This is a genomic window from uncultured Nocardioides sp., from assembly GCF_947489365.1.
In the GTDB taxonomy this organism is placed as follows: domain Bacteria; phylum Actinomycetota; class Actinomycetes; order Propionibacteriales; family Nocardioidaceae; genus Nocardioides.
In genome coordinates, this window is record NZ_CANLDB010000002.1 from 74,273 (window position 1) to 98,445 (window position 24,173).

The window sequence follows — 24,173 nt, forward strand, 5'->3', positions numbered from 1 at the left end:
GCAGGCGACCCTACCGAGGCTCACGGTCGCCGCGTCGCGGCGGCGGGTCAGCCGGCCGCCACCCAGATGTCGCCGCCGCCCCGGCACTCCTCCGGCACGCGCGGCGCCGGCCCGCCGAGCTCGTCGTACGCGTGCGCGCCCCCGCCGAGCTCGACGACGTCGCCCAGCGCGACCCGCTCGCCGTCCGGGAGCGTGATGGCGGGCTCGCCGTCCACGACCTCGGTGCCGTGCGCCCAGACCACGACGAGGCCGCCGACGCCCAGGCACCCGTCGACGACCTCGAGCGGTCCTGCGGTGAGGGCGTCCTCGCCGCCGCCGCCCGGTCCGCTGACCAGGACCTGCGTCCCGTCGGGCAGCTCCTGCACCTCCCCACCCCACGAGCACCCCGTGGCGACCGCGCGCAGGAAGAGGGCGGAGGCGAGGGGCGCCGTCGGTCGCACGCGCGCACGATAACCCGCGCGTGACCGGTGGTCGAGCGACCGCTCAGGGCGGCGATCAGCGCAGCGATCAGCTGGTCGAGCAGCAGAGCCGCGCCAGCGGCTCCGCATCGTCGAGACCACCCCGCACCCGACCCGGCCCCTCACCGAGGTCTCGACGACGCGCGCTCGCTGCGCTCGCGTGCTGCTCGACCACCTGGGGTCCCCGCGCGACCGCTCACGGCGGCGACCGGCGCAGCGATCAGCTGGTCGAGCAGCAGAGCCGCGCCAGCGGCTCCGCGTCGTCGAGACCACCCCGCACCCGACCGAAAGACCCTCACCGAGGTCTCGACGACGCGCGCTCGCTGCGCTCGCGTGCTGCTCGACCACCGGGGCTCGTAGGCTCCTCGGGTGCTCACCGCTCCCCCGCTCGTCGCCCTCGACGACGCCGAGGTCGCGGAGCGGACGGCGGCGCACGAGGAGCGGTGGGAGCGGCTCGTGGGGCCGTACGCCGCACGTCGGGCGCGCGGTGAGAGGCACCCGGTCCACGACTTCCTGTTCACCTACTACGCCGAGCGGCCGGGGCGGTTGCGCCGCTGGCACCCCGGGTACGGCGTCGCGCTGCCGGCGGGGGTGCCCCACGCCGGGTGGCGGGGCTACGGCGCCGAGCCCGCCACCGGGCGGGTGAGCGTCGGCGAGGACTTCCTGGCCGATCGCCGGGTCCTCGTCGGGACGCTGCGGCGGCTGCTGCGTGCCACCGAGCGGCGTCCGGCCCACACGGGCTGCTTCGGGCTGCACGAGTGGGCGATGGTGCACGGGCAGGCGGACGGCGACGTCCGCCACGCGCTGCCGCTCCGGCTGGGCGCCGCCGGGACCGACCGCGTCGTCGAGGGCCACCGGATCGCCTGCTCGCACTTCGACGCGTTCCGCTTCTTCACCGACACCGCCCGTCCGCTCAACACCCTGCGGCCCGCCTCCGGCGACCGCCCGGACTTCGAGCAGCCCGGCTGCCTGCACGCCGGGATGGACCTCTACAAGCACGCCTACCGGCTCAGCCCCCTCGTCGAGTCCGGCCTCGTGCTGGACTGCTTCGCGCTCGCCGCCGACATCCGCGTCCTCGACATGCGCGCCTCGCCGTACGACCTCACCGGCGTCGCCGACGTGGACGCGACGCCGGTCCCGATCGAGACCGCCGACGGCAAGCGTGCGTACGCCGCCGCGCAGGCCGGCTTCGCGGAGCGGGCCGCCCCGCTGCGGGCGCGGCTGGCCGCGGAGTGCGAGCAACTGCTGGACCTCGCCCCGCGCGGGTCCTCGACAGGAGCACCTGGCGACCGGTAGACCATCGGGGGCCCGGACCCCTCTCGGAGGAGCACGCATGAGCGAGCACGACCCGTCCAGCACGAGAGCGACCCAGGCGACAGCGGAGGAGGAGCCGCACAAGCTCCCCGTCCGCACCCTCATCGCCGCCAGCGTGGGCAACGCCGTCGAGTGGTTCGACTGGACCGTCTACGCGACGTTCTCGATCTACTTCGCGACCCAGATCTTCTCGGCGGAGAACGAGTCGCTGGCCTTCATCGGGACCTTCGCGACCTACGCCCTCGCGTTCTTCTTCCGCCCGCTGGGCGGCGTGCTGCTCGGTCGGTACGCCGACCTGAAGGGCCGCAAGCAGGCGATGCTGCTGACGATCACCCTCATGGCCGGCGGCTCGCTGGTCATCGCGCTGCTGCCGACGTACGCGATGGTCGGCTGGCTCGCCCCGATCCTGCTGCTGCTCGCCCGCATCGCCCAGGGCATGTCGCTGGGTGGCGAGGTCTCCAACGCCTCGGCGTACCTCGCCGAGATCGCCCCGCCGGCGCGCCGCGGGCGCTACTCCTCGTTCTTCTACATCTCCACCGGGACCGCGGTGCTCATCGCGTCCCTGCTGGGCGCCCTGCTGGCGGTGACCCTGACCGACGACCAGCTCTCGAGCTGGGGCTGGCGGATCCCGTTCCTCATCGGCGCGCTGCTCGGGGTGGTCGGGATGTGGCTGCGTCGCGACATGGCGGAGACCGAGCAGTACGAGGAGAACGCCGAGAAGGCCCGCGCGCTGAAGAACCCCCTCATGACGACCGTGCGCGAGCACCCCAAGGCGGTCGGCCAGCTGGTCGGGTTCACCCTGCTCAACACGTTGTCGTACTACGTGTTCTTCTCCGCGATGACGCCCTACGCCGTCACCGCGAACGGCATCGACGCCAGCGTCGTGTTCTGGGCGCTGTCGGTCGGGACGGCGCTGTTCGTGGTGCTGCAGTACCCCTTCGGCTGGGCCGCCGACCGCTTCGGCCGCAAGCCGCAGATGCTGGTCTGGTCGGGCGCGATGGCCCTGCTGATCGTGCCCGTCTCGACCCTGGTCAGCCCCGGCGCCGGCTTCGGCAGCATGCTCGTCGTCTTCTGCTTCGGCCTCGGGCTCTACGCGATGATGGCCTCGATCGCGCCGGCCATCATGAGCGAGCTCTTCCCGACCGAGCTGCGCGGTCTCGGCATCGGCGCCTGGTACAACCTCACCGTCGCGATCTTCGGCGGCACCGCCCCGCTGGTCATCCAGTACCTCGGGGACGCCGGCCGCAGCGACTGGTTCTTCATCTACGTCGCCGGGGGCGCCGCGATCACGTTCCTCGTGGTGCTGACGCTGCCGGAGACCAAGAACTCGGTCCTGCGCTGAGGGGCGGGCGGGGGGCTCGCGGGGGGTGTGAGGGGTCACGTGGCGCTCGGTGGACACCTGTCACTAAGGTAAGCCTCACCTAATCCCCCACCCGAGGAGCGCTCGGTGCCGCTCTCCCCCCGCCCCCACCACCTGTTCGGCCCCGACGGCGTCGACGACTACGTCTCCGCGATGCGGGTCAGCGTCGACCACCTCGCGGCGACCGTCCGCCACGTCGACGGGCCCGCGACCGGCACGTCGCCGGAGCAGGCCTCGAAGCTCGTGGCCGACGTCGACCTCGACCGCCCCGTTGGCGACCTCGGCGAGGCCCTCGCCGAGATGAGCCGGGTCTACCTGGACGACGCCGTGTGGTTCCACGAGCCGGCGTACGCCGCCCACCTGAACCCGCCCGTCGTCCTCCCGGCGCTCGCGGCCGAGGTGTTCGTCTCGGCGGTGAACTCCTCGATGGACACCTTCGACCAGTCCGTCGGCGGCACCTTCGTCGAGCGCCACCTCGTCGACTGGACCTGCGCCCGGATCGGGTTCGGGCCCGAGGCGGACGGCGTGTTCACCTCGGGCGGCTCGGCGTCCAACCTGCAGGCCCTGCACCTGGCGCGCGACGCCGCGCTGGCCGGGCCCGCCCGCGGCCAGCTCCACCGGCTGCGGGTGCTCGCCAGCGCCGACGCGCACTTCAGCGTGCAGAAGTCCGCGCGCCTGCTCGGCCTCGGGGCCGAGGCCGTCCTGCCGGTCCCGATCGACGACGACCGTCGCCTCGACCCCACCGCCCTGGAGCGGATGCTGGCCGGCCTCGGCGAGGTCGGGCTCGTCCCCATGGCGGTCGTGGCCACCGCCGGCACCACCGACTTCGGCGCCATCGACCCGCTGCCCGCGATCGCCGGGCTCTGCGCGGCGTACGGCACCTGGATGCACGTCGACGCGGCGTACGGCGGGGGCCTGCTCGTCTCGCCCCGCCTGCGGCACCGTCTCGACGGCATCGAGCGGGCCGACTCGGTGACCGTCGACCACCACAAGACGTGGTTCCAACCGGTCTCCTCGAGCGCGCTGCTGGTGCGCGACCGGAGCCTGCTGGTCCACACCGCCTGGCACGCCGACTACCTCAACCCCGCCGGCGACGAGCGGCCCCACCAGGTCGACAAGAGCCTCCAGACCACCCGGCGCTTCGACGCCCTCAAGCTGTGGCTGACCCTGCGGACGCTCGGCCCGGACCTGATCGGCACCCACGTCGAGACCGTCGTCGACCTCGCCACCCGCAGCCACCGCCACCTCGTGGCCCACCCCGACCTGGAGCCGGCGCTCGCGCCGCACCTGTCGACCCTGGTCTTCCGCTTCCGCCCCCCGTCGATGACCGAGGACGACGCCGACGCCCTGGTGCCGCAGATCCGGCAGACCCTCTACGACCGTGGCCAGGCGCTGGTGGCCGCCACCAGGGCGGACGGCCGCGACTGGCTCAAGCTGACCCTGCTCAACCCCGCGGCCACCGACGCCGACGTCACCGGCGTCCTCGACCTGGTCGGCGCCGTCGGCCGCGAGCTGCTCGTCGCCGAGAGCCGGTGGTCCGCATGATCGACACCGTCCACGACTTCGTCGCCGTCGGCGCCGGGCCCTTCAACCTCGGGCTCGCCGCGCTCGCCGACCCCGTCGACGACCTCGACGGCGTCGTCCTCGAGGCCCGCGAGGAGGTCACCTGGCACCCCGGGATGCTGCTGCCCGACTCGACGCTCCAGGTGCCCTTCCTCGGCGACCTCGTCTCGATGGCCGACCCGACCAACCGGTGGTCGTACCTGAACTGGCTCAAGCAGACCGGCGGGCTCTACCCGTTCTACATCCGCGAGGACTTCCACCCGCTGCGCAGCGAGTACAGCGACTACCTGCGCTGGGCCGCCGACGGTCTCGGATCCGTGCGGCTGGGCCAGCGGGTGGTGTCGGTGGACCACGACGGCGACGCGTACGTCGTGACGACGGAGGTCGGTGACGTGTTCCGGGGCCGACGGCTCGTGCTCGGCGTCGGCACCACCCCGCGCGTCCCCGCGTGCGTCACCGACGCCGGCGGTCCGGCGCTGCACACCGCGGAGTACCTCGCCCGGCGCGAGGAGCTGCTCGCGCTCGACTCGGTGACCGTGGTCGGCAGCGGGCAGTCGGCGGCCGAGGTCTACCTCGACCTGCTGACGGCGGCGTCCGAGCCAGGCGCCGGCGGACCGGTGCTGACCTGGTTGACCCGCAGCCCCCGCTTCTGGGCGATGGACGACTCCCGGCTGACGCTCGAGATGACCTCGCCGGAGTACACGGCGTACTTCCAGGGCCTCGACGCCGGCACCCGTGAGCGGCTGCTCGCCGAGCAGCCGGTGCTCTACAAGGGCATCAGCACCCACACGATCGACGCCATCGCCGCCCTGCACTACCGTCTGCGCGCCACCGGGCAGGGCCCGCACTCGACGCTCGTCGCCGCGACCTCGCTGGAGGCCGCCACGTGGGACGGGAGGGCGTACGACCTCGGGCTGCGGCACACCGAGACCGGCGAGTCGTTCGGGCTGCGGACCGAGGGCCTCGTCCTCGCGACCGGGTACGCCGCCGGGGCGGCGCCGTCGTTCCTCGACGGGGTCCGCGACCGGCTGCGCCTCGACGAGGACGGACGGTTCCTCGCCGGGCCGACGTACGCCGTCGACCACGAGCAGCGGGAGGTGTTCGTGCAGAACGCCGAGGAGCACACCCACGGGTTCGTCGCCCCCGACCTCGGCATGGGCGCCCACCGCAGCTCGGTGCTGGTCAACACGATGACCGGCCGCGAGGTGTACGCCGTCGAGAAGCGGGTCGCCGTCCAGAGCTTCGGCGTGCCCGACCACCTGCGCACCCCCGCCGGCGAGAGGACCCGGTGATGACCTCGATCGAGCCCCTCGACCACCGCGCCCACCTGGCGCTGCTGCACGCCTGGGTGACGCACCCGCGCTCCGTGTACTGGCAGATGCAGGGCCTGGACTCCGACGAGGTCGTCGCGGCGTACGACGACCTCGCGGCCGACCCGCACCACGACTGCTGGCTCGGGCGGGTCGACGGCGTGCCGGCGTTCCTGGTCGAGACCTACGACCCGGCCCGCTCGGGCGCCTCCGAGGTCCGCGACCGGCCCGAGCTGACGCCCGGGGACCTCGGCATGCACGTGCTCGTCGCACCCCCGGCCGACGGCGCGGACCCGGTGCCCGGCTTCACCCGCCGCTGCTTCGCCGCGACGATGACCCACTGCTTCGACGACCCGGCGGTCACGCGGGTGGTCGTGGAGCCCGACGCCCGCAACGCCGGCATCCGGCGCCTCAACGCCGAGGCCGGGTTCGTCGTCCTCGCGGAGGTGCCGCTGGGCACGAAGACGGCGGCCCTCTCGGCCTGCACGCGCGAGGCGTGGCTCGACTCGGCCCTGGCGGGGGTGCGCCCGTGACGCACCCCGCGCACCCCGCGCACTACGCGCCCGACCTGCTCGCCGCCGCCCAGCGCCACCTCGTGGCCAAGGCCGTCGCCGAGTACACCCACGAGCGCCTCCTCGCCCCCGAGCACGATCCCGCGGGCGGGACCGACGGGTGGCGCCTGGCCTCCCCCGACGGCCGGTCGGTGCTCACCTTCCGCGCCGAGGTGCTGCCGCTGGAGCACTGGCTGGTCGACGAGTCCTCGCTGGTCCGGACCGTCGACGGCGCACCGGCCGACCTCGACGCCCAGGCGTTCGTCGTCGAGCACGCCGAGGCGCTCGGGATCCCGCCGCGGATGCAGCCGCTCTACCTCGAGGAGCTCGCCGCCACCCTCGCCGCGGCGTGCTGGAAGCTGGCCCACCGCACCGAGTCCGCCGCGGACCTCGCCCACGCGGACCTGCAGACGGTCGAGGCGGCGATGACCGAGGGCCACCCCGGGTTCGTCGCGAACAACGGCCGCATCGGGTTCTCGCCGGACGACCACGCGGCGTACGCGCCCGAGGCCGGGCCCGACGTCCACCTGCTGTGGCTCGCGGCCCGCCGCACCGGCGCCCGGCTGTCGCTCGGCCGGGGCCTCACCGAGACCGGCCTGTACGACGCCGAGCTCGACCAGGCGACCCGCGCACGCTTCACCCGGGTGCTGGCCGACCGGGGGCTCGACGCCTCCGACTACCTCTGGCTTCCGCTGCACCCGTGGCAGTGGCGGAAGGTCGCGATCACGTTCGCGCCCGACCTGGCGCGGGAGGACCTCGTGCTGCTCGGCGAGGGTCCCGACGCCTACCGGCCGCAGCAGTCGATCCGCACCTTCTACAACCTGACCCACCGGGGTCGGCACTACGTGAAGACGGCGCTGTCGGTGCAGAACATGGGGTTCGTCCGCGGCCTGTCCCCGGCGTACATGGAGGCGACGCCGGCGATCAACGACTGGGTCGCGGACGTCGTGGCCGGCGACCCGGAGCTGAAGGCCTGCGGGTTCACGGTGCTGCGGGAGGTCGCGGCGGTCGGCTGGACCGGCGACGTCTACCACCACGTCGAGGAGCGCTCCCCGCAGCGCAAGATGCTCGCCGCGCTGTGGCGGGAGTCCCCCGACGGCCTGGTCGGGCCGGGCGAGCGGCTGGCGTCGATGACCTCGCTGGTGCACCGCGACGCGGCCGGCGCGTCGTTGGTCGGGGCGCTCGTCGCCGCCTCGGGCCTCGACGCCGCTGCCTGGGTCCGCCGCTACCTGGAGGCGTACGTCCGCCCCCTGGTGCACTGCCTGCTCGCCCACGAGCTCGCCTTCATGCCGCACGGGGAGAACCTGATCCTCGTGCTCCGCGACGGCGTGGTCGACCGGGTCGTCATGAAGGACATCGGCGAGGAGGTCATGGTCATGGACGGCCGGCCCCTCCCCGCCGGGGTCGACCGGGTCTCGGACGCGATCGAGCAGGACGTGCGCTCGCTCGCCCTGCACACCGACGTGATGGACGGCTTCCTGCGCCACCTCGCCGGCATCCTCCACGCGGACGACCTGCTGGACGCCGCGGACTTCTGGGCGCTCGTGGGGGAGGTCGTCGACCGCCACGCCGCCGACCACCCCGAGCTCGCCGAGGCCGCGGCCCGCTACGACCTGCGGCGACCGACGTTCCGGCACTCCTGCCTCAACCGGTTGCAGCTGCTGAACACGCTGCAGATGGTCGACCTCGCCGACCAGGCCGGGTCGCTGGCGTACGCCGGGGAGATCGAGAGCCCGATCGGTCGCGACGCCGTCGGAGGTCGAGGTGCGAGCCGGTGAGCCCGTCGTCGGAGGTCGACGTGCGAGCCGGCAAGCCCGTCGTCGGAGGTCGAGGTGCGAACGGCGAGGAACGAGCCTGTGAGCCACGAGACCCGGTGGGCTATCCGCTGACCGAGGCCCGCAGCCCGGCCACCACGAGCCCCACCGCGGCGCCGAAGTCCGAGGTGCGTCGCGGGTCGCCCGCGAGCGCGCCGGCGGAGTGGGCCTGCAGGTGAGTCTGCTCCTCACCGGTGTGCCCGAGCACCAGGTGCAGCAGTGCCCGGGCGGCGGTGCGACCCAGGCGATCGTCGACCTGCTCGCGGGCGACGGCAGCCGCGAGGGCGTCGTACGCCGCGGAGCCGCCGAGCCCGAACGCGAGGGCCGTCGCCACCACCTCGGCGCCGTCGCGGTAGGCCAGCAGCGCGTCGCGGACGCGGCGGCAGGCCGCCTCGACGTCGTCGCCGTCCGTGGGCGCCACGGCACCGCGGGCCAGGAGCGCGTCGGCGACGGCGCCGAGCAGGTGCTGCTTGTCGGGGAAGTGGTGGTAGAGCGCGCTGGGCCGGACGTCGAGCTCCGCGGCGAGGCGGCGCATGGTGAGGTCGGCGAGGCCGTAGCGGTCCAGGACGTCGACGGCGCGGGCGACCACGTCGGTGCGGCGGTGACGCGGCATCGGACCCCCTCCGTTGACCCCTCGGGACGTCCACCCTAACCTGAACGCCGTTCAGGTCCCCGTCGCGAGCCCCCGCCGCGCCCCTCCCGCAGGAGCACCATGGCCACCCGTCGTTCCGCCCCCGCCGACGTCGCGCTGATCGCCGGGTTCGCCGCGCTGATCGCGGTGTGCGCGCTGCTCCCCGCGATCCCCACCGGGACGCCCGTGCCGATCACGCTGCAGACGTTCGCCGTCCTGCTGGCGGGCGCCTGCCTCGGGGCGCGCCGCGGGTTCCTCGCCGTGCTGCTGTACGTCGTCGTCGGCGCCGCCGGGCTGCCCGTCTTCTCGGGCGGCGCCTCCGGGTTCCCCGTCCTCGTCGGGCCGACCGCGGGCTACCTGCTCGGCTTCCCGTTCGCCGCGGCGCTCACCGGGTTCCTCGTCGAGCGGCTGCCCCGACGTCGGGCCGCGACCAGCATCCCGCTCATCACGCTGTCGGGGCTGGCCGGCAGCTTCGCCTTCATCCACACCCTCGGCATCACGGGCCTGGTGCTGCTGGCGGACCTGACGTGGGGCCAGGCGTTCGCCGTCGACCTCGTCTTCTGGCCCGGTGACGTCGTGAAGAACCTCGCCGTGGGCGTGGTGGCGACGGCGGTCCACCGCGCCTTCGCCGACCTGCTCCCCCGCCGTCGTACGGCCGCGGCCCGGAAGGACCGCGCCCCCGCGTGACGCCGACGCCCGGAGTCCGCCTCGAGTCCGTCCGGGTGGTCGTCGAGACCGTCGACGGGCCGCTCGAGGTGCTGCAGGCGACCTCGTTGGACCTCGTCGAGCGACGCGTGGCGCTCATCGGGCCGAACGGGTCGGGCAAGTCCACCCTCGCCCGGCTCGTCAACGGACTGGTCGAGCCCACCGCCGGGCGCGTGCTGGTCGACGGTCTGGACGTCGTCGAGTCCGGCCGCGAGGTCCGGCGGCGGGTGGGGTTCGTGTTCACCGACCCGGCCGCCCAGCTCGTGATGCCGACGGCCGCGGAGGACGTGGCGCTGTCGCTGCGTCGTACCCACCGCGACCCGGCCGTACGGCGCCGCGCCGCCGAGGACGTGCTCGCCGCCTACGGCCTGGCGGGACTCGGGGACCGCAGCGTCCACGCCCTGTCGGGCGGGCAGCGCCAGCTGCTCGCGCTGGCCGGCGTGCTCGCGACCGGGCCGTCGGTGCTGGTCGCCGACGAGCCGACGACCCTGTTGGACCTCGCGAACGCCCGGCGGGTCGGCGACCTGCTGCTCGGGCTCGACCTGCAGCTGCTGCTCGTGACCCACGACCTGGAGCTGGCCGCCCGGTGCGACCGCGCGCTCCTCGTGGACGGCGGGCGCGTGGTGCGCGACGGGCCCGCCCCCGAGGTCGTCGAGCACTACCGGGCGACCGCGTGAGGCCCGCGTGAGCGACCTCCTGGGGCTGCACCGGCCCGGCACCACGCTGCTCCACCGCCTCGGGGCGGGCACCAAGCTGCTCGGACTCGTCGTCCTCGGGGTGGTCGTCGTCCTCGTCAGCGGCCCGGTCACCGCCCTCCCCCTCGTCGCGGGGGCGGCCGGGGTCCTGGCGTGGGCGAGCGGCGGCGTCCGGCCGGTGTGGCGGGCCCTGCGGGGCGTGCTGCTCGTCGTGGTCCTCCTGGGCGCCTGGCTGGCCTGGGCCCAGGGCTGGGAGCGCGCGGTCGAGCGGATGGCGGACGTCGCGACCCTGGTGCTGCTCGCGACCGTCCTGACCACCACCACCCCGATCGACGCGATGCTCGACGCGATCACCCGCGGCCTGCGCCCCCTCCGCCGGGTGGGGGTGTCGCCGGAGGGCGTGGCGCTCGCCTTCTCGCTCATGCTGCGCAGCGTCCCCGCCACCCTCGACCTCGCCCGCGAGACCCGCGACGCCGCCCGCGCCCGTGGCCTCGAGCGCGACCCCCGCGCCCTCCTCGTCCCGCTCGCCCTCCGCACCGTCGCCCACGCCCGCGCCACCGGCCAGGCCCTCCACGCCCGCGGCATCGGCGACGACTGAGCCCGGTCGTCCGGTCGTCCGCCGTACGGGGCGAGTCACAGGAGCCCCAGGCGTCCCGGCTTTCGCCAGCCGGCTGGCGAAACCCCGACTGGGCTGACGAAGTTTCGTCAGCCAGGACGGGGTTTCGCGGGTCGGCTGGCGTAACCAGTGGCAGGTGAGACGCGTGGGAACAGCGCCAACGGCGGCTCAGCCGAGCGGCGCAGCGAGGAACCAGCGGTGGCCGAAGGGGTCGCGGAGGACGGCGACGCGGCCGGCGTGCGGGTTGTCGTCGGGTCCGCGCTGGAGGTCGGCGCCGGCGTCGGCCATGGCTGCGGCGAGGGCGTCGAGGCGGACGGCGTCCCCGACCTCGACGTGCAGCGTGACGTCACTGCCGCGCCCCGGCGCGGGGCGGGCCACCCCAGCGGCCTCGAACTCGTCGGACATCATCCAGCGCGCCGGACCGGCGCCGAGGTCGACGGTGAGCTCCACGTGGCCCACGCGACCGTCGTCCATCGCGACGACGTCGGACGTCACCTCCGCGCCGAGCACCCGGACGTACCACTCGATCGCGGCGTGGCCGTCGGCGACGCAGAGGTACGGCGTCAGCGCGCTCATGCGCCCACGCTGCCACCGCCGGCGAGCGACGTCCAGGCCCATCGCAGGCCTCACCAGAGGTCGCCGGGCCGCCAGTCGCAGGTCAGGCCGACGTCCAGGTCGAGCGGTACGTCGACCCGCGGCAGCACCAGGACGTGCCCCTCCTCGTCCGGGGTGGGGACGACGCCCGACGGGGTGAGCGCGGACAACCGCCCCCGCCACGGGACCCACCCGTGGCGCTCGTACAGCGGGCGGCCGTCGTCGGTCGCGCCGAGCGCCCCGAGGTCGTACCCGGCCAGCAGTCGCTCGACCTCGGTCATCAGCGCGTCGGCGATGCCCTGCCGGCGCCGGTCGGCGCGGACGACGACGCCCTCGACGTACCCGGTCCGCAGGGTGCGGTCGCCGTGCAGCAGGCGGCGGCACACGAGGGCGGCGTGGCCCACGAGCTCACCGCCGTCCCAGGCGAGGACGTGGTGGCCGCCCAGGGCGTGGTCCCAGTCGTCGTCACCGAACGGGCCGTCGGGGTCGTCGACGAACGCGTCGTCGAGGAGCCTGCGGACGGCCGCGAGCGCGGGGGCGTCGAGGTCCGCGGTGGCGCAGGTCCGCTGGCGCACGGCCATGCCGGTGGTGCCCGCCGGGCCTCAGGCGAGGTTGGCGCCCACGTGCGCCATCGCCTGGGTCAGCAGCAGCCCGCGCCCGCCCTCGAGCTCGCCGCGCAGCTCCTGGCTCATCGCCTCGTCGGGCGTCAGCCACGTCAGCTCCAGCGCGTCCTGCCGCGGGTCGCAGTCGCCGGTGACCGGGACGACGTACACCAGCGCGACGGCGTGCTGGCGCGGGTCGTGGAGGGCGCTGACGCCGGGCAGCGGGAGGTACTCGGCGACGGTGAACGGCACCGGGCTCGGCGGCAGCATCGGGAAGGCCATGGGGCCGAGGTCCTTCTCGAGGTTCCGCATGAGGGCGCTGCGGATCGACTCGCCGTGGTAGACGCGGCCCGAGACCAGCGTCCGGGTGATCACGCCGGTGGTCGGCGAGCCGCGGAGCAGCACGCCGACCTGCTCGACGACGCCGTCGGGCGAGAGCCGGACCGGGACTGCCTCGACGTACAGGATCGGGACGCGGGAGCGGGTCTCCTCCAGGGCGATCTCCGAGAGCCAGCCGGGGTTGGGGTCGGGGGTGCGCACGGACGACATGCGCCTATCCTCCCCCACCCGCGGCTGGCTCGGAGCAGCCCCGGTCCTCCTGGACCGTCAGGCAGCGGCGGGCTGCGCCTCGGCCGCGACGAGGGTCGCGAGCGCGTCGCTGAGGCGCTGCTGCACGGCCTCGTCGCCCAGCACGTCCACGTCGATGGACGACTGGGACACGGTGACGTCCTCCACGACCGCGGCGCCCGCGATACCGGCGGAGCGGGCGGCGTCGGCGTGGGACCACTTGCCGCCGTACGGCGTGGGGGTGACCCCGACGACGCCGAAGGGCTTGCCGACGACGGCACCGGCGCCGTACGGGCGGGACAGCCAGTCGAGGGCGTTGTTGAGGACGGCGGGCATCGTGCCGTTGTACTCGGGGGTCACAGCGAGCACGCGGTCGGCGGCGCCGACCTGGTCGCGCAGTCGGACGGCGGCCTCGGGGGTGCGGCCGGGGACGTCGACGTCCTCGTTGTAGAAGGGCAGGAGGTCGAGGCCCTCGACGATCTCGAGGCGGACGCCCTCGGGGGCGTCGTCGCGGAGGCGCTCGGCCACGCGGCGGTTGACGGAGTCGGCGCGGAGGCTGCCGACGAGGACGGCGACGGTGGTGGTCATGGGATCTCCTCGGAGGGGGTGGGGTGCGAGTACGACGACCCTAACCGGACCAGAGTCCGTTTCTATTCCCCGCTCCGGTCAGCCACTACCGTGGGCGCACCATGGCCGACCTGCTCCCCCTGCTCGGGGACCCGCAGCCCGAGCGGAGCGACGCCGCCCGCAACCGCGCGCTGCTGCTCGGCGCGGCCCGGGCGCTGGTGTCCCGCTGCGGGGTCGACGGCATCACGATGGACGCGGTCGCCGCCGAGGCCGGGGTCGGCAAGGGGACGGTGTTCCGCCGCTTCGCCTCCCGTGAGGGCCTGATGACCGCCGTCCTCGACGACTCCGAGCGGGCCTGGCAGGCCGCCGTCATCTCCGGGGAGCCCCCGCTGGGTCCGGGCGCACCCCCGTGGGAGCGCCTCGTGGCCCTCGGTCGGTCTCGCCTGGAGACCACGCTCGTGCACGCCGACCTGATCCGCGCCGCCGGCGGCTTCGGCGTCCGCTCGCAGCCCGCGCACGCGTTCACGGTGCTCCACGTCCGGCACCTGCTGCGCGAGCTCGGCGTCACCGGCGACCTGCCGATGCTGGCCACCGCGCTGCTCGCGCCGCTCGAGGTGCCGCTGCTGGACCCCGACCTGCACCGCGCGGACTTCCCGGTCGAGCGGGTCGTCGCCTCGTGGACCGACCTCGCCCGCAGGATCGTCGCCGACTGACGGCCCCAGCCTGCGCAGACGTGCCGACTCGAGCCCTCCAGGCTGCGCAGACGTGCCGACTCGAGCCCTCCAGGCTGCGCAGACGTGCCGACTCGACTCAGCCCACGTGGTGCCGGCGCAGGCCGTAGGTGAGGCCGTCGAGGAGCGCCGCCCAGGACGCCTCGACGACGTTGTGGCCGACGCCGACGGTGACCCAGGTGGTCTCTCCGTCGGCGGTCTCGATGAGGACGCGGGTGACGGCGTCGGTGCCGTGGCCCTGGTCGAGGATGCGGACCTTGTAGTCGACGAGGTCGAACTTCGCGACCTCCGGGTAGGCGCGGCCGATGGCGCCGCGCAGCGCCTGGTCGAGGGCGTTGACCGGACCGTTGCCCTCGCCGGTGACCACGTGGCGCTCGCCGCCCGCGCGGAGCTTCACGGTGGCCTCGGAGGTGGCCTCGCTGCCCGAGGTGGTCCCGCCGCTCTCGGTGATGACGCGCCACGACTCGATCTCGAAGTACGTCGGCCGCCCACCGCCGGCGAGGTCGGTCAGCAGCAGCTCGAACGAGGCGTCGGCCGCCTCGAAGCTCATCCCGGCCGCCTCGAGCTCCTTCACCCGGTCGGTGATGGTGGTCAGCAGCTCCTTGTCGGCGGACAGGTCGAAGCCGAGCTCGCGCCCCTTCAGCTCGATCGACGCGCGGCCGGCCATGTCGGAGACGAGCAGGCGCATGTCGTTGCCGACGCCGGCGGGGTCCATGTGCTGGTAGAGGTTCGGGTCGACCTTGATGGCGCTGGCGTGCAGCCCGGCCTTGTGGGCGAACGCCGAGGAGCCGACGTAGGGCTGGCGCGAGGCGGGCGGGATGTTGGTGTTCTCGGCGACCGCGTGGGCGATGCGGGTGGCCTCGGCGAGCCGGCCCTCCGGGAGCGCCTGCCGGCCGGTCTTCAGCTCGAGGTTGGCCACCACGGTGACGAGGTCGGCGTTGCCGGTGCGCTCGCCGTACCCGTTGAGGCAGCCCTGGACGTGCGTGGCGCCCGCGGCGACGGCCGCGAGGCTGTTGGCGACGGCGCAGCCGGTGTCGTTGTGGGCGTGCATGCCGACGCGGCCGCCGGACTCGTTCGCGACGGTCATGACGTCCTGGACGACCTCGGTCACCCACGGCGGCAGCATCCCGCCGTTGGTGTCGCACAGCGCGACGACCTCGGCGCCGGACTCCCAGGCGGTCCGCAGGACCTCGAGGGCGTAGTCGCGGTTGTCGCGGTAGCCGTCGAAGAAGTGCTCGGCGTCGACGAAGACCTGGCGGCCCTCGGCGCGGAGGTGGGTGACGGTGTCGCGGACCATCGCGAGGTTCTCCTCCAGCGTGGTCCGCAGCGCCAGCTCGACGTGGCGGTCGTGGGACTTCGCGACGAGGGTGATGGTCTGCGCGCCGGACTCGCGCAGCGCGGCCACCAGCGGGTCGTCGGCGGCCTTCGCCCCGGCGCGGCGGGTGGCGCCGAACGCGGCGAGACGGGCGTGCCGCAGGTCGAGCTCGGTCTGCGCGCGGCGGAAGAACTCGGTGTCCTTCGGGTTCGCGCCCGGCCAGCCGCCCTCGATGTAGCCGACGCCGAGCTCGTCGATGCGCCGGGCGATGGTCAGCTTGTCGGCGACGGAGAGGTTGAGGCCCTCCTGCTGCGCGCCGTCGCGCAGCGTCGTGTCGTAGACGTGGAACTCGCCCTGCAGGTTCATCGGTTCGGCCTTCTCGTCTCGGGTGCAGCGGGTGGTCTCGGGCAACAAAAAACCCCCTGCGGGAACAGGAGGTGGGCGCGTCGGCGGAGGTTCGCGGACGCGCTAGGGAATGGCGATGAGGTGACGCACGTCCGGCAGTCTGGCACGGATCGGGTCCACGGCCCAGGGTGGGACCGTCAGGTGGTCGTCAGGCCCCGAGCAGGTCGCGCAGCCGCGGGAGGCGCCAGCCGTCCCACGGCGCCGCGTCGGCGGGCAGCCAGGACGTGCCCTGGGAGGCGACCAGGAGGGCGAGTGCGAGCCCTGCGCCGCCGACGAGCAGCACGGCCACGCCCCACGAGGCGGCGTCGGCCGCGACCGGCCTCAGCAGTCCCCGCACCGGGCCGCGCACGCGACCGCCGCCCGGTCCGGTCCACAGGCACAGCGCGAGGACGACGCCGAACAGGCCGAGCACGGTGGCGCCTCCTCCCCCGACACCCCAGGCCAGGACGGCGGCACACCCGGCGAACCCGAGCGACCACAGCCACAGCAGCACCGTGACCGGGACGGTGGCGACGAGGTGCCACGGCAGGAGCGCGCCGGCGCGCGGGACGTCGTACCAGCGTCGACCGCGGACCATCCGCCGCGCGGCCACCGACCCGCCGGCCGCCGAGGCGGCGCGAGCGACCCACACGCCGACGACGAGGAGCATCAGGGCGAGCCAGGGGTACGCCGCGACTCCGGCGCCGACCCCCAGGCCACCGAGGGCGACCAGGGACGTCGAGCGGAACCGCTGCGCCGCCGTCGGCCGCGGCGGCACGTCGGGGTGGGGCGCGTACGCCGCGTACGGGTCGTGGGAGCCGTAGGGATCGCGGGAGCCGTAGGGGTCGTACGCCGGACGCCGGTCCTCGGCCGGGCGCAGGCGCGGGTCGATCGGGGGCGGCTCCTGGTACGGCGCCCGCTGCGGCGCGAGCCCGAGGACCGGGCGCTCGTCGTACCCGTCGTCGTAGCCCTCGTCGTAGCCGTCCTCGTAGCCGCCGTCCTCGTCCTCGAGGTCGTCGTCCGCGTCGCCAGCGTCGTCCGCGTTGGAGTACCGATCGTCGTACACCGTCTCGACCGCGGTCGGCGGGAGCGGCTCGACGGTGGTGTGCGCCCCGGCGTCCTCGGCGTCGCGGGCGTCGCGCTCGTCGCGGAGGACGGCGGCGTACGGCAGCGTCAGCGGCGGCTCCTCGACCGCGTCGACCGCGGGCACGGGCGCCGGGGCGGGCGGGCGGGGCGCCTCGAGCTCGACGGCGATCTCGTCGAGGGTGGGTCGGACGAGGGGGTCGGGGTGGAGCGCGGGCTCGAGCAGCCGCCGCGCGGGCGCGGGCAGCCCGGACAGGTCGTGGGCGCCGCGGCGGACCCGGTCCATCACCGCCATCGCCGGGCCGCGGCCGAAGGGCGAGCGCCCGGTGCCGGCGAAGACGACGGTCGCCGCCCACGAGTGGACGTCGGCCGCGGACGTCGGGTCGTCGCCCTCGAGGATCTCGGGCGCGAGGTAGCCGGGGGTGCCGAGCAGCCACCCGGTCTGGGTGAGGCGCTGGTCCTCCTCGGCGAGGCGCGCGAGGCCGAAGTCGATCAGGACGGGGTCGCGACCCTCGACGAGGACGTTCGAGGGCTTGATGTCGCGGTGCAGGACGCCGACGTCGTGGACGGCGCGCAGCGCCTCGGCGAGGCCGGCGGCGAAGCGACGCAGCGCCCCGCCGGTCATCGGACCCTCGTCGGCGACGAAGTCGTGCAGTGCGGGCCCGGGGACGTAGCGGGTCGCCACGTACGGGATCTCGCCCCACGGGTCGGCGTCCACGATCTCCGCGACACGGCGGGAGCGGACGCGGCTCAGCGAGGCCACCTCGCGAGCCAGGCGGGCGCGTCCCTCGTCGCCGCCGACGACGTGGGGACGCAGCACCTTCAGCGCCACCCGGGGCCCGTTCCCGCGCTGGGCGAGGTGGACGACCCCCATGCCGCCCTCCCCGATCTTGGACAGCAGCGTGTAGCCGTCCACGACGATCTCGCCGGGAGGGCGAGCCCAGGGGGTTGCGGTCACGCGCCCACGCTACCGGCGCGGGGCGCCCGGGTCCGTGACCCTGGGTGTCATCTTCAGGTGGCGCTCAGCGAGCGTCGAGCTCCTTCACCGCCGAGCGGCTGGCCACCTGCCGGAAGGACGCGTCGAGCAGCTCGGCGACCTCGGTCCAGTCGACGTCGTCGCCGTCGAGGTCGAGACCCCGCCAGCCGAAGGGGCCGTAGTAGGCGGGCACGAAGAAGCGGGGGTCCTCGTCGAGGGCGTTCACCTCGCCCGGCTCGGGCTTCACCAGGACGGCGCGCTCGTGCGGCTCGTGCTCCCCGGGAGCCACCTTCACCCCACCGCCGTAGATCGCGAAGATCTTGCCGGCGCGGAAGGTGGGCCGCCCCCAGGCCTCCTTCTCGTGCGCCTCGGGGAGGGCGAGCGCCAGCTCGCGCAGGCGGGCGAGCAGCGGGTCGCCGTCGTCGTACATGCGGTCGTGCGCCATGCCCGCGAGTGTGTCAGCGGCCGCCGACACCGTCGAGGACGCGCAGGTAGCGGGCCGTCATGGCGTCCTGCACGCGGTGGGTCACCGGACCCCCGAGCCGGGCCAGGAGGGTGGCGGGCCGGGACGTCGCCGCCACCGTGACCCGCAGCCCCTCGTCGTCCTCCTCGACCACGAAGCTCTCCTCGCCGCACTCGGGGTGGCCGGGCAGGGTGCCGTACACGAAGCCGCGCCGGGTCGGCTCGTCGACCAGCGCCACCACCCGGCAGGGCGCCTCGATCCGCAGCCACCGCGGGCCGAGACCGAGCAGGACCACGGTGCCCACGCGCAGCGGGACGTCGGAGGCCCGGACGCGGAGGCCCGCCGCCGCCTGGAGCCGCCAGGCCAGGAGGTCCGCGGCGGTGCCGTCGAGGTCCGTCCGCGTCAACCGGGCCGAGCGCTCGAAGCGTCGTACGCCGCGTGCCGCGCCCAGCAGGGGCGTCGCGGACCGGTCGTAGGTGAGGTCCGCGGCCGCGAGCCGGGCCGCCGTCGCGTCGTCGAGCCGGTGTACCTGCACACGTCATGCTCCCTCGGCGGGCCCTTCCAGGACTACCGTGGGGCCCGTGCACAGGATCTTCGCCACCGCCGTCGCCGACGTGTACCCGCACTACGTCACGAAGGCCGAGAAGAAGGGCCGGGCGAAGGACGAGGTCGACGAGGTGGTGCGGTGGCTGACCGGCTTCGACCAGGCCACCCTGGAACGCCACCTCGCGGAGCGGACGACGTTCGCCGACTTCTTCGACGCCGCCGACCTCAACCCCCACGTCTCGCTGATCACCGGCTCGGTGTGCGGCGTGAAGGTGCAGGAGGTGGAAGACCCGCTCATGCGGAGGATCCGCTACCTCGACAAGCTCGTGGACGAGCTCGCCCGGGGGAAGGCGATGGACAAGGTGCTGCGGCGGGGAGCCACCGCCGGTTGACGGGATCGCGTGCTGCTCGACCAGCGTGGGCGCACGCTCAGCTCGTGATGGGCGCCGGGGCGGGAGGGACCGCTCAGTCGCCCAGCGCCTCGTCGAGGCGGTCGGGCCAGTCGGTGTGGGCCAGACCGGCGTCCATCAGCAGGTCGCGCCAGTCGAGGGCGGCGATCCGCAGGGCGTACGCCAGCCGGTCCTGGTCCCCCTGGGCGATCAGGACGATCGCTGCCTGGGTCCGTTCGGTGTCCCGAGCACCCCGGACGGCGGCGGCGACCTCGTCGGCGGAGCCCCCGAAGTCCGCCTCGATCCGTCGCCGCAGCCGGGGCGTCAGGTCGGTCACGGTCGGGCCCGCCGGCCTCCGCCGCTGCGCCGACGGTGGGTGCTCGCGAGCCGCACCAGCAGCGACACCACCGCCAGCAGGACGACGACGGCGGCGCCCACCACAAGGGTCGCGACGCCCCTGTTGCCCCGGATGATCGGCTCGAGGCTCGACATCACGACGGCGAACAGCAGCGGCAGCACGACCAGCGTTGCGAGCGTCCCCAGCACGAGCAGCACGGGGTGGAGGCGGCGCCCGGCAGGGGCCTCCGGCGCGCCGGGGGCCGGGATCGCGACGCCCGACGGGCCGCGCTGGGCGGCGAAGCCCGCCGGGACCGCGACGGCGGACGCCGAGGCCGCGACCCGCTCCGCCAGCCGGAGAGCCTCGCGCAGCCGCCCCTTCCCCGTCGGGTCCAGGCCGCGCGCGGCGTACACCGTGACCTCGCGCCAGCCGACCTCGACGGCCACGGGGCCGAGCAGCGCGACGAGCTCCTTCTCGAGCCCGGGGTCGACGATCGTCCGGGCCGCGGCGGGACCCACCGGGAGCGCGCCCGGGACGACGACCCGGAGGTAGGCGGTCCGGCTGCGGTGCTCCTGGGTCGACCGCAGCGACGTGACCGGGAAGAGGTCGCCGACCTCGACGACCGTCGAGGTCGTCTCCGAGCGGACGGCGGCGTCGACGACGTGGGATCCGTCCGCGAACCGGCTGCCGAGGTAGTGGGTGGCCACCGCGCCGCTGAGGTGGCGCAGGCCGTTGACCTCGGCGAACTGCTCCAGGCGACCGGGACCGCCGGCCTGGCGGAGGACGTCGACGACGGCGTACAGGCCGCCGGCGACCAGGAGCCCCAGGAAGAACAGCAGACCGCCGTCCTCGGTGTGGCCCCCCCAGACCATGACGACCAGGGCGACGGCGGGGATGACGAGGACCAGCACGCAGACCGTGCCGCCGATGACGAACCTCGGGTTCCGCGCGATCGCCCGCAGCCGGCCGCCCAGGCCGAGGCCGCGCTCGACCGGTCGGTAGTCGAGGTCGGCGTGACGCGACGAGGTGCTCACCTCAGTACTGCTCCCCCGCCTCGACGCGGGCCTCGATCCGGTTGCCCGGCGGCGCGAGCGGACAGCGCCAGCGTGGGTCGTAGCGGCAGGAGGGGTGGTAGGCGAAGTTCAGGTCGAGCGTGAGCGTGCCGTCGCCGACGCCGAGGTGGGCGCCCTTGGCGGTGTCGACCACGTACCTGCCCCCGCCGTACGACGACGCCCTGTCGTCACCGGGTACCCCCGAGGTCCCGTCGCGCAGCGGCACGAACAGCCCGCCGCCGTACTGGTGGAGGCGCCAGACGTCGAGCGACCCGAGCCCGGGCAGGTCGACCCGCCCGATCCGGCGCAGGGTGGTGCCGCCGTCGTCGCCGGTGTCGACGCCGAGCTCGTCGGGACCGGCGGCGTCGGGGGCGACGTCGGCCAGGGCCGCCTCGAAGCGCAGCGCCGGGTCGTAGGGCCAGTACGAGAGGCCCTTCTCCTGCAGCTCGGGCTGGTCACGCAACGGGCTGTCGGGGTGGTGGGCGAAGAGCTCGGCCCGCCTTTGGCGCCACAGCGCGTGCCCGGCGGCAGGGTCGGGCTCGGCACGGACGGCGGTGAAGAGCGCCGCCATGCGGTCGCGCCAGTCGACGAGGGTGAGGGGGCTGGACACCCGCGCGACGCTACCCGTCAGCCGGTCGCGCCGACGGCGTTCGGGGAGGTACGCCGGGCCGGCCACAGACCCAGGACCGCGACGACCAGCGTCACGGCCGCCGCGAGTGCCAGCCCGGCCGCGGCGTGGACCAGCAGGAGCAGGGCGCCGACCAGCGCGCCGAGGAGCATCAGCACCACCGCGGTCGACCGGCGCCCGGCGTCGCGCCACGACCCGCTGCGGCCCGCGTCGGCGAACAGGCCGGTGATCGTGGAGGTGACGACCACCGTGGTGACGTCCTTGACCCCGACCGCGCGGGCGGTGGCGGCCTGCAGGCCCATGGCCGCGCCGAGCGCGGTCGTCGTCCCCACGGTCACGCCGTACGCCGGGTCGTCGCCGGCGAGCAGCACGAGCACCGCGGTCGCCGCGACGACGACGCCGGTCACGCCGACCAGGACCGCGGTGCGCCGCGACCACCCGCTGCCGCGGACCAGCCGGCCGCCGACGAACGCCCCCAGGGCGAAGCCCACCAGCGCGAGCGCCGGGCCGACGACGGGCAGGTCGTCGGCCCCGGCGAGACCCATGCCGAGGACGACGACGTTGCCGGTCATGTTGCCGACGAAGACGCGGTCGAGCCCGAGGAACCCGACGGCGTCGACGACGCCGGTCGCGAAGGTCAGTGCGAGGACCAGGGGCAGCGCCCCCACCCGTGGGCCCCTGGTCGGCGAGGTGCTCAGAGGACCCGGTGCATCCAGCCGAAGGTGTCCTCGGCGCGGCCGTACTGCAGGTCGACCAGCGCCTGCCGGATCGCGAGCGCGACCGGTGAGCCGTTGCCGGTGGCGGGGACGCCCCCGCCCTCCCACTTCAGCTCCCCGACGGGGGTGATCACGGCGGCGGTGCCGCAGGCGAAGATCTCGGTGATCTCGCCGGACGTCACGCCGTCGCGCCACTCGTCGATCGAGAAGCGGCGCTCCTCCACGTGGTGGCCCATCTTGCCCGCGAGCTCGATGACCGAGGCGCGGGTGATGCCCTCGAGGATCGTGCCGGTCTCGGGGGTGGAGATGTGCCCGTCGGCGTGGACGAAGTACATGTTCATGCCGCCGAGCTCCTCGACGTACGTGCCGTGCTCGGCGTCGAGGAAGACGACCTGGTCGCAGCCGGCGGCGATGGCCTCCTGCTGGGCGACCAGGGACGAGGCGTAGTTGCCGCCGGTCTTCGCCGCGCCCATGCCGCCGCGGCCGGCGCGGGTGTAGTCCTCGGTCAGCCAGAGCGAGACCGGCTGGACGCCGCCCTTGAAGTAGGCGCCCGCCGGCGAGGCGATGACCATGAAGGTCACGTGCTGCGCCGGGCGCACCCCGAGGAACACCTCCGAGGCGAACATGAAGGGCCGCAGGTAGAGGCTCTTCTCCCCCTCCCCGTCCGGCACCCAGCGCTCGTCGGCCCGGACCAGCTCGTCGACGTAGGAGACGAAGTCCCCCGCGTCGAGGACGGGCAGCGCGAGCCGCTGCGACGACCGCACCATGCGGGCGGCGTTCTCGTCGGGACGGAAGGTCCACACCGAGCCGTCGTCGTGGCGGTAGGCCTTCATCCCCTCGAAGATCTCCTGCGCGTAGTGCAGGACGGCGGTCGCCGGGTCGACGCTGAGCGGGCCGTACGGCGTGATCCGGGCGTCGTGCCAGCCGGCGTCCGGCGTCCACTCGACCGTGAGCATGTGGTCGGTGAAGTGGGTGCCGAAACCGGGCGCGGCGAGGATCTCGGCGAGGCGCTCGTCGGGGACCGGCGAGGGGTTCGGGGTGGTGCTGATCTGCATGACGGGCACGCTATCCGTTCTCGGGAGTGGGGATCACCCGTCGTGGCGGGTGAGGCGGCCGGCGATCGCGTCGCCGACCTCCGCCGTACGCCGGGACTCGCCCGGGGTGCGGGCGGCGAGGTCGTCGAGGACGGCGCGCTCGACCGCCGCGGCCTCGTCGGGCAGGCCGAGGTGGTCGAGCATGAGCGCCGTCGACAGGATCGCCGCGGTGGGGTCGGCCTTCTGCTGACCGGCGATGTCGGGGGCCGAGCCGTGCACGGGCTCGAACATGGAGGGCGCCGTCCGGTCCGGGTTGACGTTGCCGGAGGCGGCGAGCCCGATGCCGCCGGAGATGGCGGCGGCCAGGTCGGTGACGATGTCGCCGAACAGGTTGTCGGTGACGATCACGTCGAAGCGGGCGGGATCGGTGGTCAGGAAGATCATCGTGGCGTCGACGTGGAGGTAGTCCACGGAGACCTCGGGGAACTCGGTGGCCACCTCGTTCACGACCCGGCTCCAGATGGCGCCGGCGTGGACGAGCACGTTGGTCTTGTGGACCAGCGTCAGCTTCTTGCGCGGGCGGCACTGCGCCCGGGCGAAGGCGTCGCGGACGACCCGCTCGACGCCGTACGCGGTGTTGACGGAGACCTCGGTGGCCACCTCCGCCGGGGTGCCGACGCGCAGGGCGCCGCCGTTGCCCGTGTAGGGGCCCTCGGTGCCCTCGCGGACGACGACGAAGTCGACGTCGCCCGGCTCGGCGAGCGGCGACACGACGCCGGGGAACAGCCGGGTGGGCCGCAGGTTGACGTAGTGGTCCAGCTCGAAGCGGAGCCGCAGCAGCAGCCCCCGCTCCAGGACGCCGGCGGGGAGCCGGGTGTCACCCGGCTTCCCGCCGACGGCGCCCAGGAGGATCGCGTCGTGGCCGCGGACCTCCTCGAGGACGGTGTCCGGGAGGACCTCGCCGGTCGCGAGGTAGCGCTCCGCACCGAGGTCGTACGTCGTGGGCGTGAACTCGACACCGGCCGGGGCGACCGCACCCAGGACCTTGAGGGCCTCGGTGGTCACCTCGGGGCCGATCCCGTCACCGGGGATCACCGCCAGCGGGACGGAGCCGGTGGGCGGGCTGACGGGGGTCGTGGCGGCGTCGTTCATGCCCCGGACGCTAGCGAGTC

General features: G+C 74.6%; 27 protein-coding genes. 11 read left to right on the forward strand and 16 right to left on the reverse strand.

Annotated features, from left to right (window positions below):
* Positions 1-47: 47 nt before the first annotated feature.
* Positions 48-440 carry a hypothetical protein gene (locus Q0858_RS05610; RefSeq protein WP_299051874.1) on the reverse strand — a complete coding sequence of 131 codons (393 nt, stop codon included), beginning with the start codon at positions 438-440 and terminating at the stop codon, positions 48-50.
* Positions 441-827: 387 nt separating this feature from the next.
* Between Q0858_RS05610 and Q0858_RS05615 the strand changes: the two genes are divergently transcribed.
* From Q0858_RS05615 to Q0858_RS05640, 6 genes are all read left to right on the forward strand, one after another.
* Positions 828-1,754: a 3-methyladenine DNA glycosylase gene (locus Q0858_RS05615; RefSeq protein ID WP_299051875.1), complete on the forward strand. Its 927-nt coding sequence runs from the start codon at positions 828-830 to the stop codon at positions 1,752-1,754.
* Between the two features lie 37 nt (positions 1,755-1,791).
* On the forward strand, positions 1,792-3,114 hold the full coding sequence (locus Q0858_RS05620; RefSeq protein WP_299051876.1) for an MFS transporter: 1,323 nt from the start codon (positions 1,792-1,794) through the stop codon (positions 3,112-3,114).
* Positions 3,115-3,219: 105 nt separating this feature from the next.
* Complete coding sequence (locus Q0858_RS05625) at positions 3,220-4,677, forward strand: pyridoxal-dependent decarboxylase (RefSeq protein ID WP_299051877.1); 1,458 nt, start codon at positions 3,220-3,222, stop codon at positions 4,675-4,677.
* The gene (locus Q0858_RS05630) at positions 4,674-5,987 is read left to right on the forward strand and encodes a SidA/IucD/PvdA family monooxygenase (protein WP_299051878.1); all 1,314 of its coding nucleotides are present in this window, start codon (positions 4,674-4,676) and stop codon (positions 5,985-5,987) included. Before Q0858_RS05625 ends, Q0858_RS05630 begins: the two co-directional genes overlap by 4 nt.
* Complete coding sequence (locus tag Q0858_RS05635) at positions 5,987-6,538, forward strand: GNAT family N-acetyltransferase (RefSeq protein ID WP_299051879.1); 552 nt, start codon at positions 5,987-5,989, stop codon at positions 6,536-6,538. The genes Q0858_RS05630 and Q0858_RS05635 overlap by 1 nt, the downstream gene beginning before the upstream one ends.
* Complete coding sequence (locus tag Q0858_RS05640; protein ID WP_299051880.1) at positions 6,535-8,334, forward strand: IucA/IucC family protein; 1,800 nt, start codon at positions 6,535-6,537, stop codon at positions 8,332-8,334. Before Q0858_RS05635 ends, Q0858_RS05640 begins: the two co-directional genes overlap by 4 nt.
* Positions 8,335-8,434: 100 nt before the next feature.
* Here Q0858_RS05640 and Q0858_RS05645 read toward each other — a convergent pair whose 3' ends face one another.
* On the reverse strand, positions 8,435-8,983 hold the full coding sequence (locus tag Q0858_RS05645) for a TetR family transcriptional regulator (RefSeq protein ID WP_299051881.1): 549 nt from the start codon (positions 8,981-8,983) through the stop codon (positions 8,435-8,437).
* A gap of 99 nt (positions 8,984-9,082) precedes the next feature.
* Here Q0858_RS05645 and Q0858_RS05650 point away from each other — a divergent pair, with 99 nt between their 5' ends.
* From Q0858_RS05650 to Q0858_RS05660, 3 genes are read left to right on the forward strand one after another with little or no spacing between them, the layout of a single operon-like run.
* A complete protein-coding gene (locus Q0858_RS05650; RefSeq protein ID WP_299051882.1) occupies positions 9,083-9,688 on the forward strand; it encodes a biotin transporter BioY in 606 nt (201 codons plus the stop codon).
* Positions 9,685-10,383 carry an ABC transporter ATP-binding protein gene (locus Q0858_RS05655; protein ID WP_299051883.1) on the forward strand — a complete coding sequence of 233 codons (699 nt, stop codon included), beginning with the start codon at positions 9,685-9,687 and terminating at the stop codon, positions 10,381-10,383. The genes Q0858_RS05650 and Q0858_RS05655 overlap by 4 nt, the downstream gene beginning before the upstream one ends.
* A gap of 7 nt (positions 10,384-10,390) precedes the next feature.
* Positions 10,391-10,999, forward strand: coding sequence for an energy-coupling factor transporter transmembrane component T (locus Q0858_RS05660; protein ID WP_299051884.1), 609 nt, complete (start codon positions 10,391-10,393; stop codon positions 10,997-10,999).
* 186 nt (positions 11,000-11,185) lie between these two features.
* Here the strand turns inward: Q0858_RS05660 and Q0858_RS05665 are convergent, their stop codons facing one another.
* The 4 genes from Q0858_RS05665 to Q0858_RS05680 are packed head-to-tail and all read right to left on the reverse strand — an operon-like array spanning position 11,186 to position 13,368.
* Positions 11,186-11,593 carry a VOC family protein gene (locus Q0858_RS05665; RefSeq protein ID WP_299051885.1) on the reverse strand — a complete coding sequence of 136 codons (408 nt, stop codon included), beginning with the start codon at positions 11,591-11,593 and terminating at the stop codon, positions 11,186-11,188.
* Positions 11,594-11,643: 50 nt separating this feature from the next.
* Positions 11,644-12,192, reverse strand: coding sequence for a GNAT family N-acetyltransferase (locus Q0858_RS05670; protein ID WP_299051886.1), 549 nt, complete (start codon positions 12,190-12,192; stop codon positions 11,644-11,646).
* Between the two features lie 21 nt (positions 12,193-12,213).
* Positions 12,214-12,762: an NUDIX hydrolase family protein gene (locus tag Q0858_RS05675; RefSeq protein ID WP_299051887.1), complete on the reverse strand. Its 549-nt coding sequence runs from the start codon at positions 12,760-12,762 to the stop codon at positions 12,214-12,216.
* 57 nt (positions 12,763-12,819) lie between these two features.
* On the reverse strand, positions 12,820-13,368 hold the full coding sequence (locus Q0858_RS05680) for an NAD(P)H-dependent oxidoreductase (protein WP_299051888.1): 549 nt from the start codon (positions 13,366-13,368) through the stop codon (positions 12,820-12,822).
* A gap of 101 nt (positions 13,369-13,469) precedes the next feature.
* Between Q0858_RS05680 and Q0858_RS05685 the strand changes: the two genes are divergently transcribed.
* Positions 13,470-14,060 carry a TetR/AcrR family transcriptional regulator gene (locus tag Q0858_RS05685; protein WP_299051889.1) on the forward strand — a complete coding sequence of 197 codons (591 nt, stop codon included), beginning with the start codon at positions 13,470-13,472 and terminating at the stop codon, positions 14,058-14,060.
* A gap of 97 nt (positions 14,061-14,157) precedes the next feature.
* Here Q0858_RS05685 and cimA read toward each other — a convergent pair whose 3' ends face one another.
* The 4 genes from cimA to Q0858_RS05705 all read right to left on the reverse strand — a co-directional run bounded on the left by cimA (position 14,158) and on the right by Q0858_RS05705 (position 18,834).
* On the reverse strand, positions 14,158-15,759 hold the full coding sequence (gene cimA / locus Q0858_RS05690; RefSeq protein WP_299051890.1) for a citramalate synthase: 1,602 nt from the start codon (positions 15,757-15,759) through the stop codon (positions 14,158-14,160).
* 187 nt (positions 15,760-15,946) lie between these two features.
* On the reverse strand, positions 15,947-17,818 hold the full coding sequence (locus Q0858_RS05695; protein ID WP_299051891.1) for a serine/threonine-protein kinase: 1,872 nt from the start codon (positions 17,816-17,818) through the stop codon (positions 15,947-15,949).
* 64 nt (positions 17,819-17,882) lie between these two features.
* Entirely contained in the window at positions 17,883-18,281 is a 399-nt protein-coding gene (locus Q0858_RS05700) for an MmcQ/YjbR family DNA-binding protein (RefSeq protein ID WP_299051892.1), read from the reverse strand.
* Between the two features lie 13 nt (positions 18,282-18,294).
* A complete protein-coding gene (locus tag Q0858_RS05705; protein ID WP_299051893.1) occupies positions 18,295-18,834 on the reverse strand; it encodes a DUF1990 family protein in 540 nt (179 codons plus the stop codon).
* 46 nt (positions 18,835-18,880) lie between these two features.
* Here Q0858_RS05705 and Q0858_RS05710 point away from each other — a divergent pair, with 46 nt between their 5' ends.
* Positions 18,881-19,237, forward strand: a complete 357-nt coding sequence (locus Q0858_RS05710) for a DUF2200 domain-containing protein (RefSeq protein WP_299051894.1) — start codon at positions 18,881-18,883, stop codon at positions 19,235-19,237.
* A 73-nt stretch (positions 19,238-19,310) separates the two neighbouring features.
* Here Q0858_RS05710 and Q0858_RS05715 read toward each other — a convergent pair whose 3' ends face one another.
* From Q0858_RS05715 to Q0858_RS05740, 6 genes are read right to left on the reverse strand one after another with little or no spacing between them, the layout of a single operon-like run.
* Positions 19,311-19,571 (reverse strand): hypothetical protein, encoded by a 261-nt coding sequence (locus Q0858_RS05715; RefSeq protein ID WP_299051895.1) that lies wholly within the window; start codon positions 19,569-19,571, stop codon positions 19,311-19,313.
* The gene (locus tag Q0858_RS05720; RefSeq protein WP_299051896.1) at positions 19,568-20,605 is read right to left on the reverse strand and encodes a hypothetical protein; all 1,038 of its coding nucleotides are present in this window, start codon (positions 20,603-20,605) and stop codon (positions 19,568-19,570) included. The genes Q0858_RS05715 and Q0858_RS05720 overlap by 4 nt, the downstream gene beginning before the upstream one ends.
* A 1-nt stretch (position 20,606) precedes the next feature.
* Positions 20,607-21,233, reverse strand: coding sequence for a DUF1684 domain-containing protein (locus tag Q0858_RS05725; RefSeq protein ID WP_299051897.1), 627 nt, complete (start codon positions 21,231-21,233; stop codon positions 20,607-20,609).
* Positions 21,234-21,250: 17 nt separating this feature from the next.
* Positions 21,251-21,919 (reverse strand): YoaK family protein, encoded by a 669-nt coding sequence (locus Q0858_RS05730; RefSeq protein WP_299051898.1) that lies wholly within the window; start codon positions 21,917-21,919, stop codon positions 21,251-21,253.
* Positions 21,920-21,945: 26 nt separating this feature from the next.
* Entirely contained in the window at positions 21,946-23,022 is a 1,077-nt protein-coding gene (locus Q0858_RS05735) for a branched-chain amino acid aminotransferase (RefSeq protein ID WP_299051899.1), read from the reverse strand.
* 33 nt (positions 23,023-23,055) lie between these two features.
* Complete coding sequence (locus Q0858_RS05740; RefSeq protein ID WP_299051900.1) at positions 23,056-24,153, reverse strand: 3-isopropylmalate dehydrogenase; 1,098 nt, start codon at positions 24,151-24,153, stop codon at positions 23,056-23,058.
* Positions 24,154-24,173 lie beyond the last annotated feature (20 nt).

Excerpts from the sequence above, each read along its gene's own strand:
- Q0858_RS05620 (WP_299051876.1), top strand. The coding sequence starts at position 1,792 with ATGAGCGAGCACGACCCGTCCAGCACGAGAGCGACCCAGGCGACAGCG.
- Q0858_RS05630 (WP_299051878.1), top strand. The coding sequence starts at position 4,674 with ATGATCGACACCGTCCACGACTTCGTCGCCGTCGGCGCCGGGCCCTTC.
- Q0858_RS05635 (WP_299051879.1), top strand. The coding sequence starts at position 5,987 with ATGACCTCGATCGAGCCCCTCGACCACCGCGCCCACCTGGCGCTGCTG.
- Q0858_RS05645 (WP_299051881.1), bottom strand. The coding sequence starts at position 8,983 with ATGCCGCGTCACCGCCGCACCGACGTGGTCGCCCGCGCCGTCGACGTC.
- Q0858_RS05650 (WP_299051882.1), top strand. The coding sequence starts at position 9,083 with ATGGCCACCCGTCGTTCCGCCCCCGCCGACGTCGCGCTGATCGCCGGG.
- Q0858_RS05665 (WP_299051885.1), bottom strand. The coding sequence starts at position 11,593 with ATGAGCGCGCTGACGCCGTACCTCTGCGTCGCCGACGGCCACGCCGCG.
- Q0858_RS05670 (WP_299051886.1), bottom strand. The coding sequence starts at position 12,192 with ATGGCCGTGCGCCAGCGGACCTGCGCCACCGCGGACCTCGACGCCCCC.
- Q0858_RS05675 (WP_299051887.1), bottom strand. The coding sequence starts at position 12,762 with ATGTCGTCCGTGCGCACCCCCGACCCCAACCCCGGCTGGCTCTCGGAG.
- Q0858_RS05680 (WP_299051888.1), bottom strand. The coding sequence starts at position 13,368 with ATGACCACCACCGTCGCCGTCCTCGTCGGCAGCCTCCGCGCCGACTCC.
- Q0858_RS05685 (WP_299051889.1), top strand. The coding sequence starts at position 13,470 with ATGGCCGACCTGCTCCCCCTGCTCGGGGACCCGCAGCCCGAGCGGAGC.
- cimA (WP_299051890.1), bottom strand. The coding sequence starts at position 15,759 with ATGAACCTGCAGGGCGAGTTCCACGTCTACGACACGACGCTGCGCGAC.
- Q0858_RS05700 (WP_299051892.1), bottom strand. The coding sequence starts at position 18,281 with ATGGCGCACGACCGCATGTACGACGACGGCGACCCGCTGCTCGCCCGC.
- Q0858_RS05735 (WP_299051899.1), bottom strand. The coding sequence starts at position 23,022 with ATGCAGATCAGCACCACCCCGAACCCCTCGCCGGTCCCCGACGAGCGC.
- Q0858_RS05740 (WP_299051900.1), bottom strand. The coding sequence starts at position 24,153 with ATGAACGACGCCGCCACGACCCCCGTCAGCCCGCCCACCGGCTCCGTC.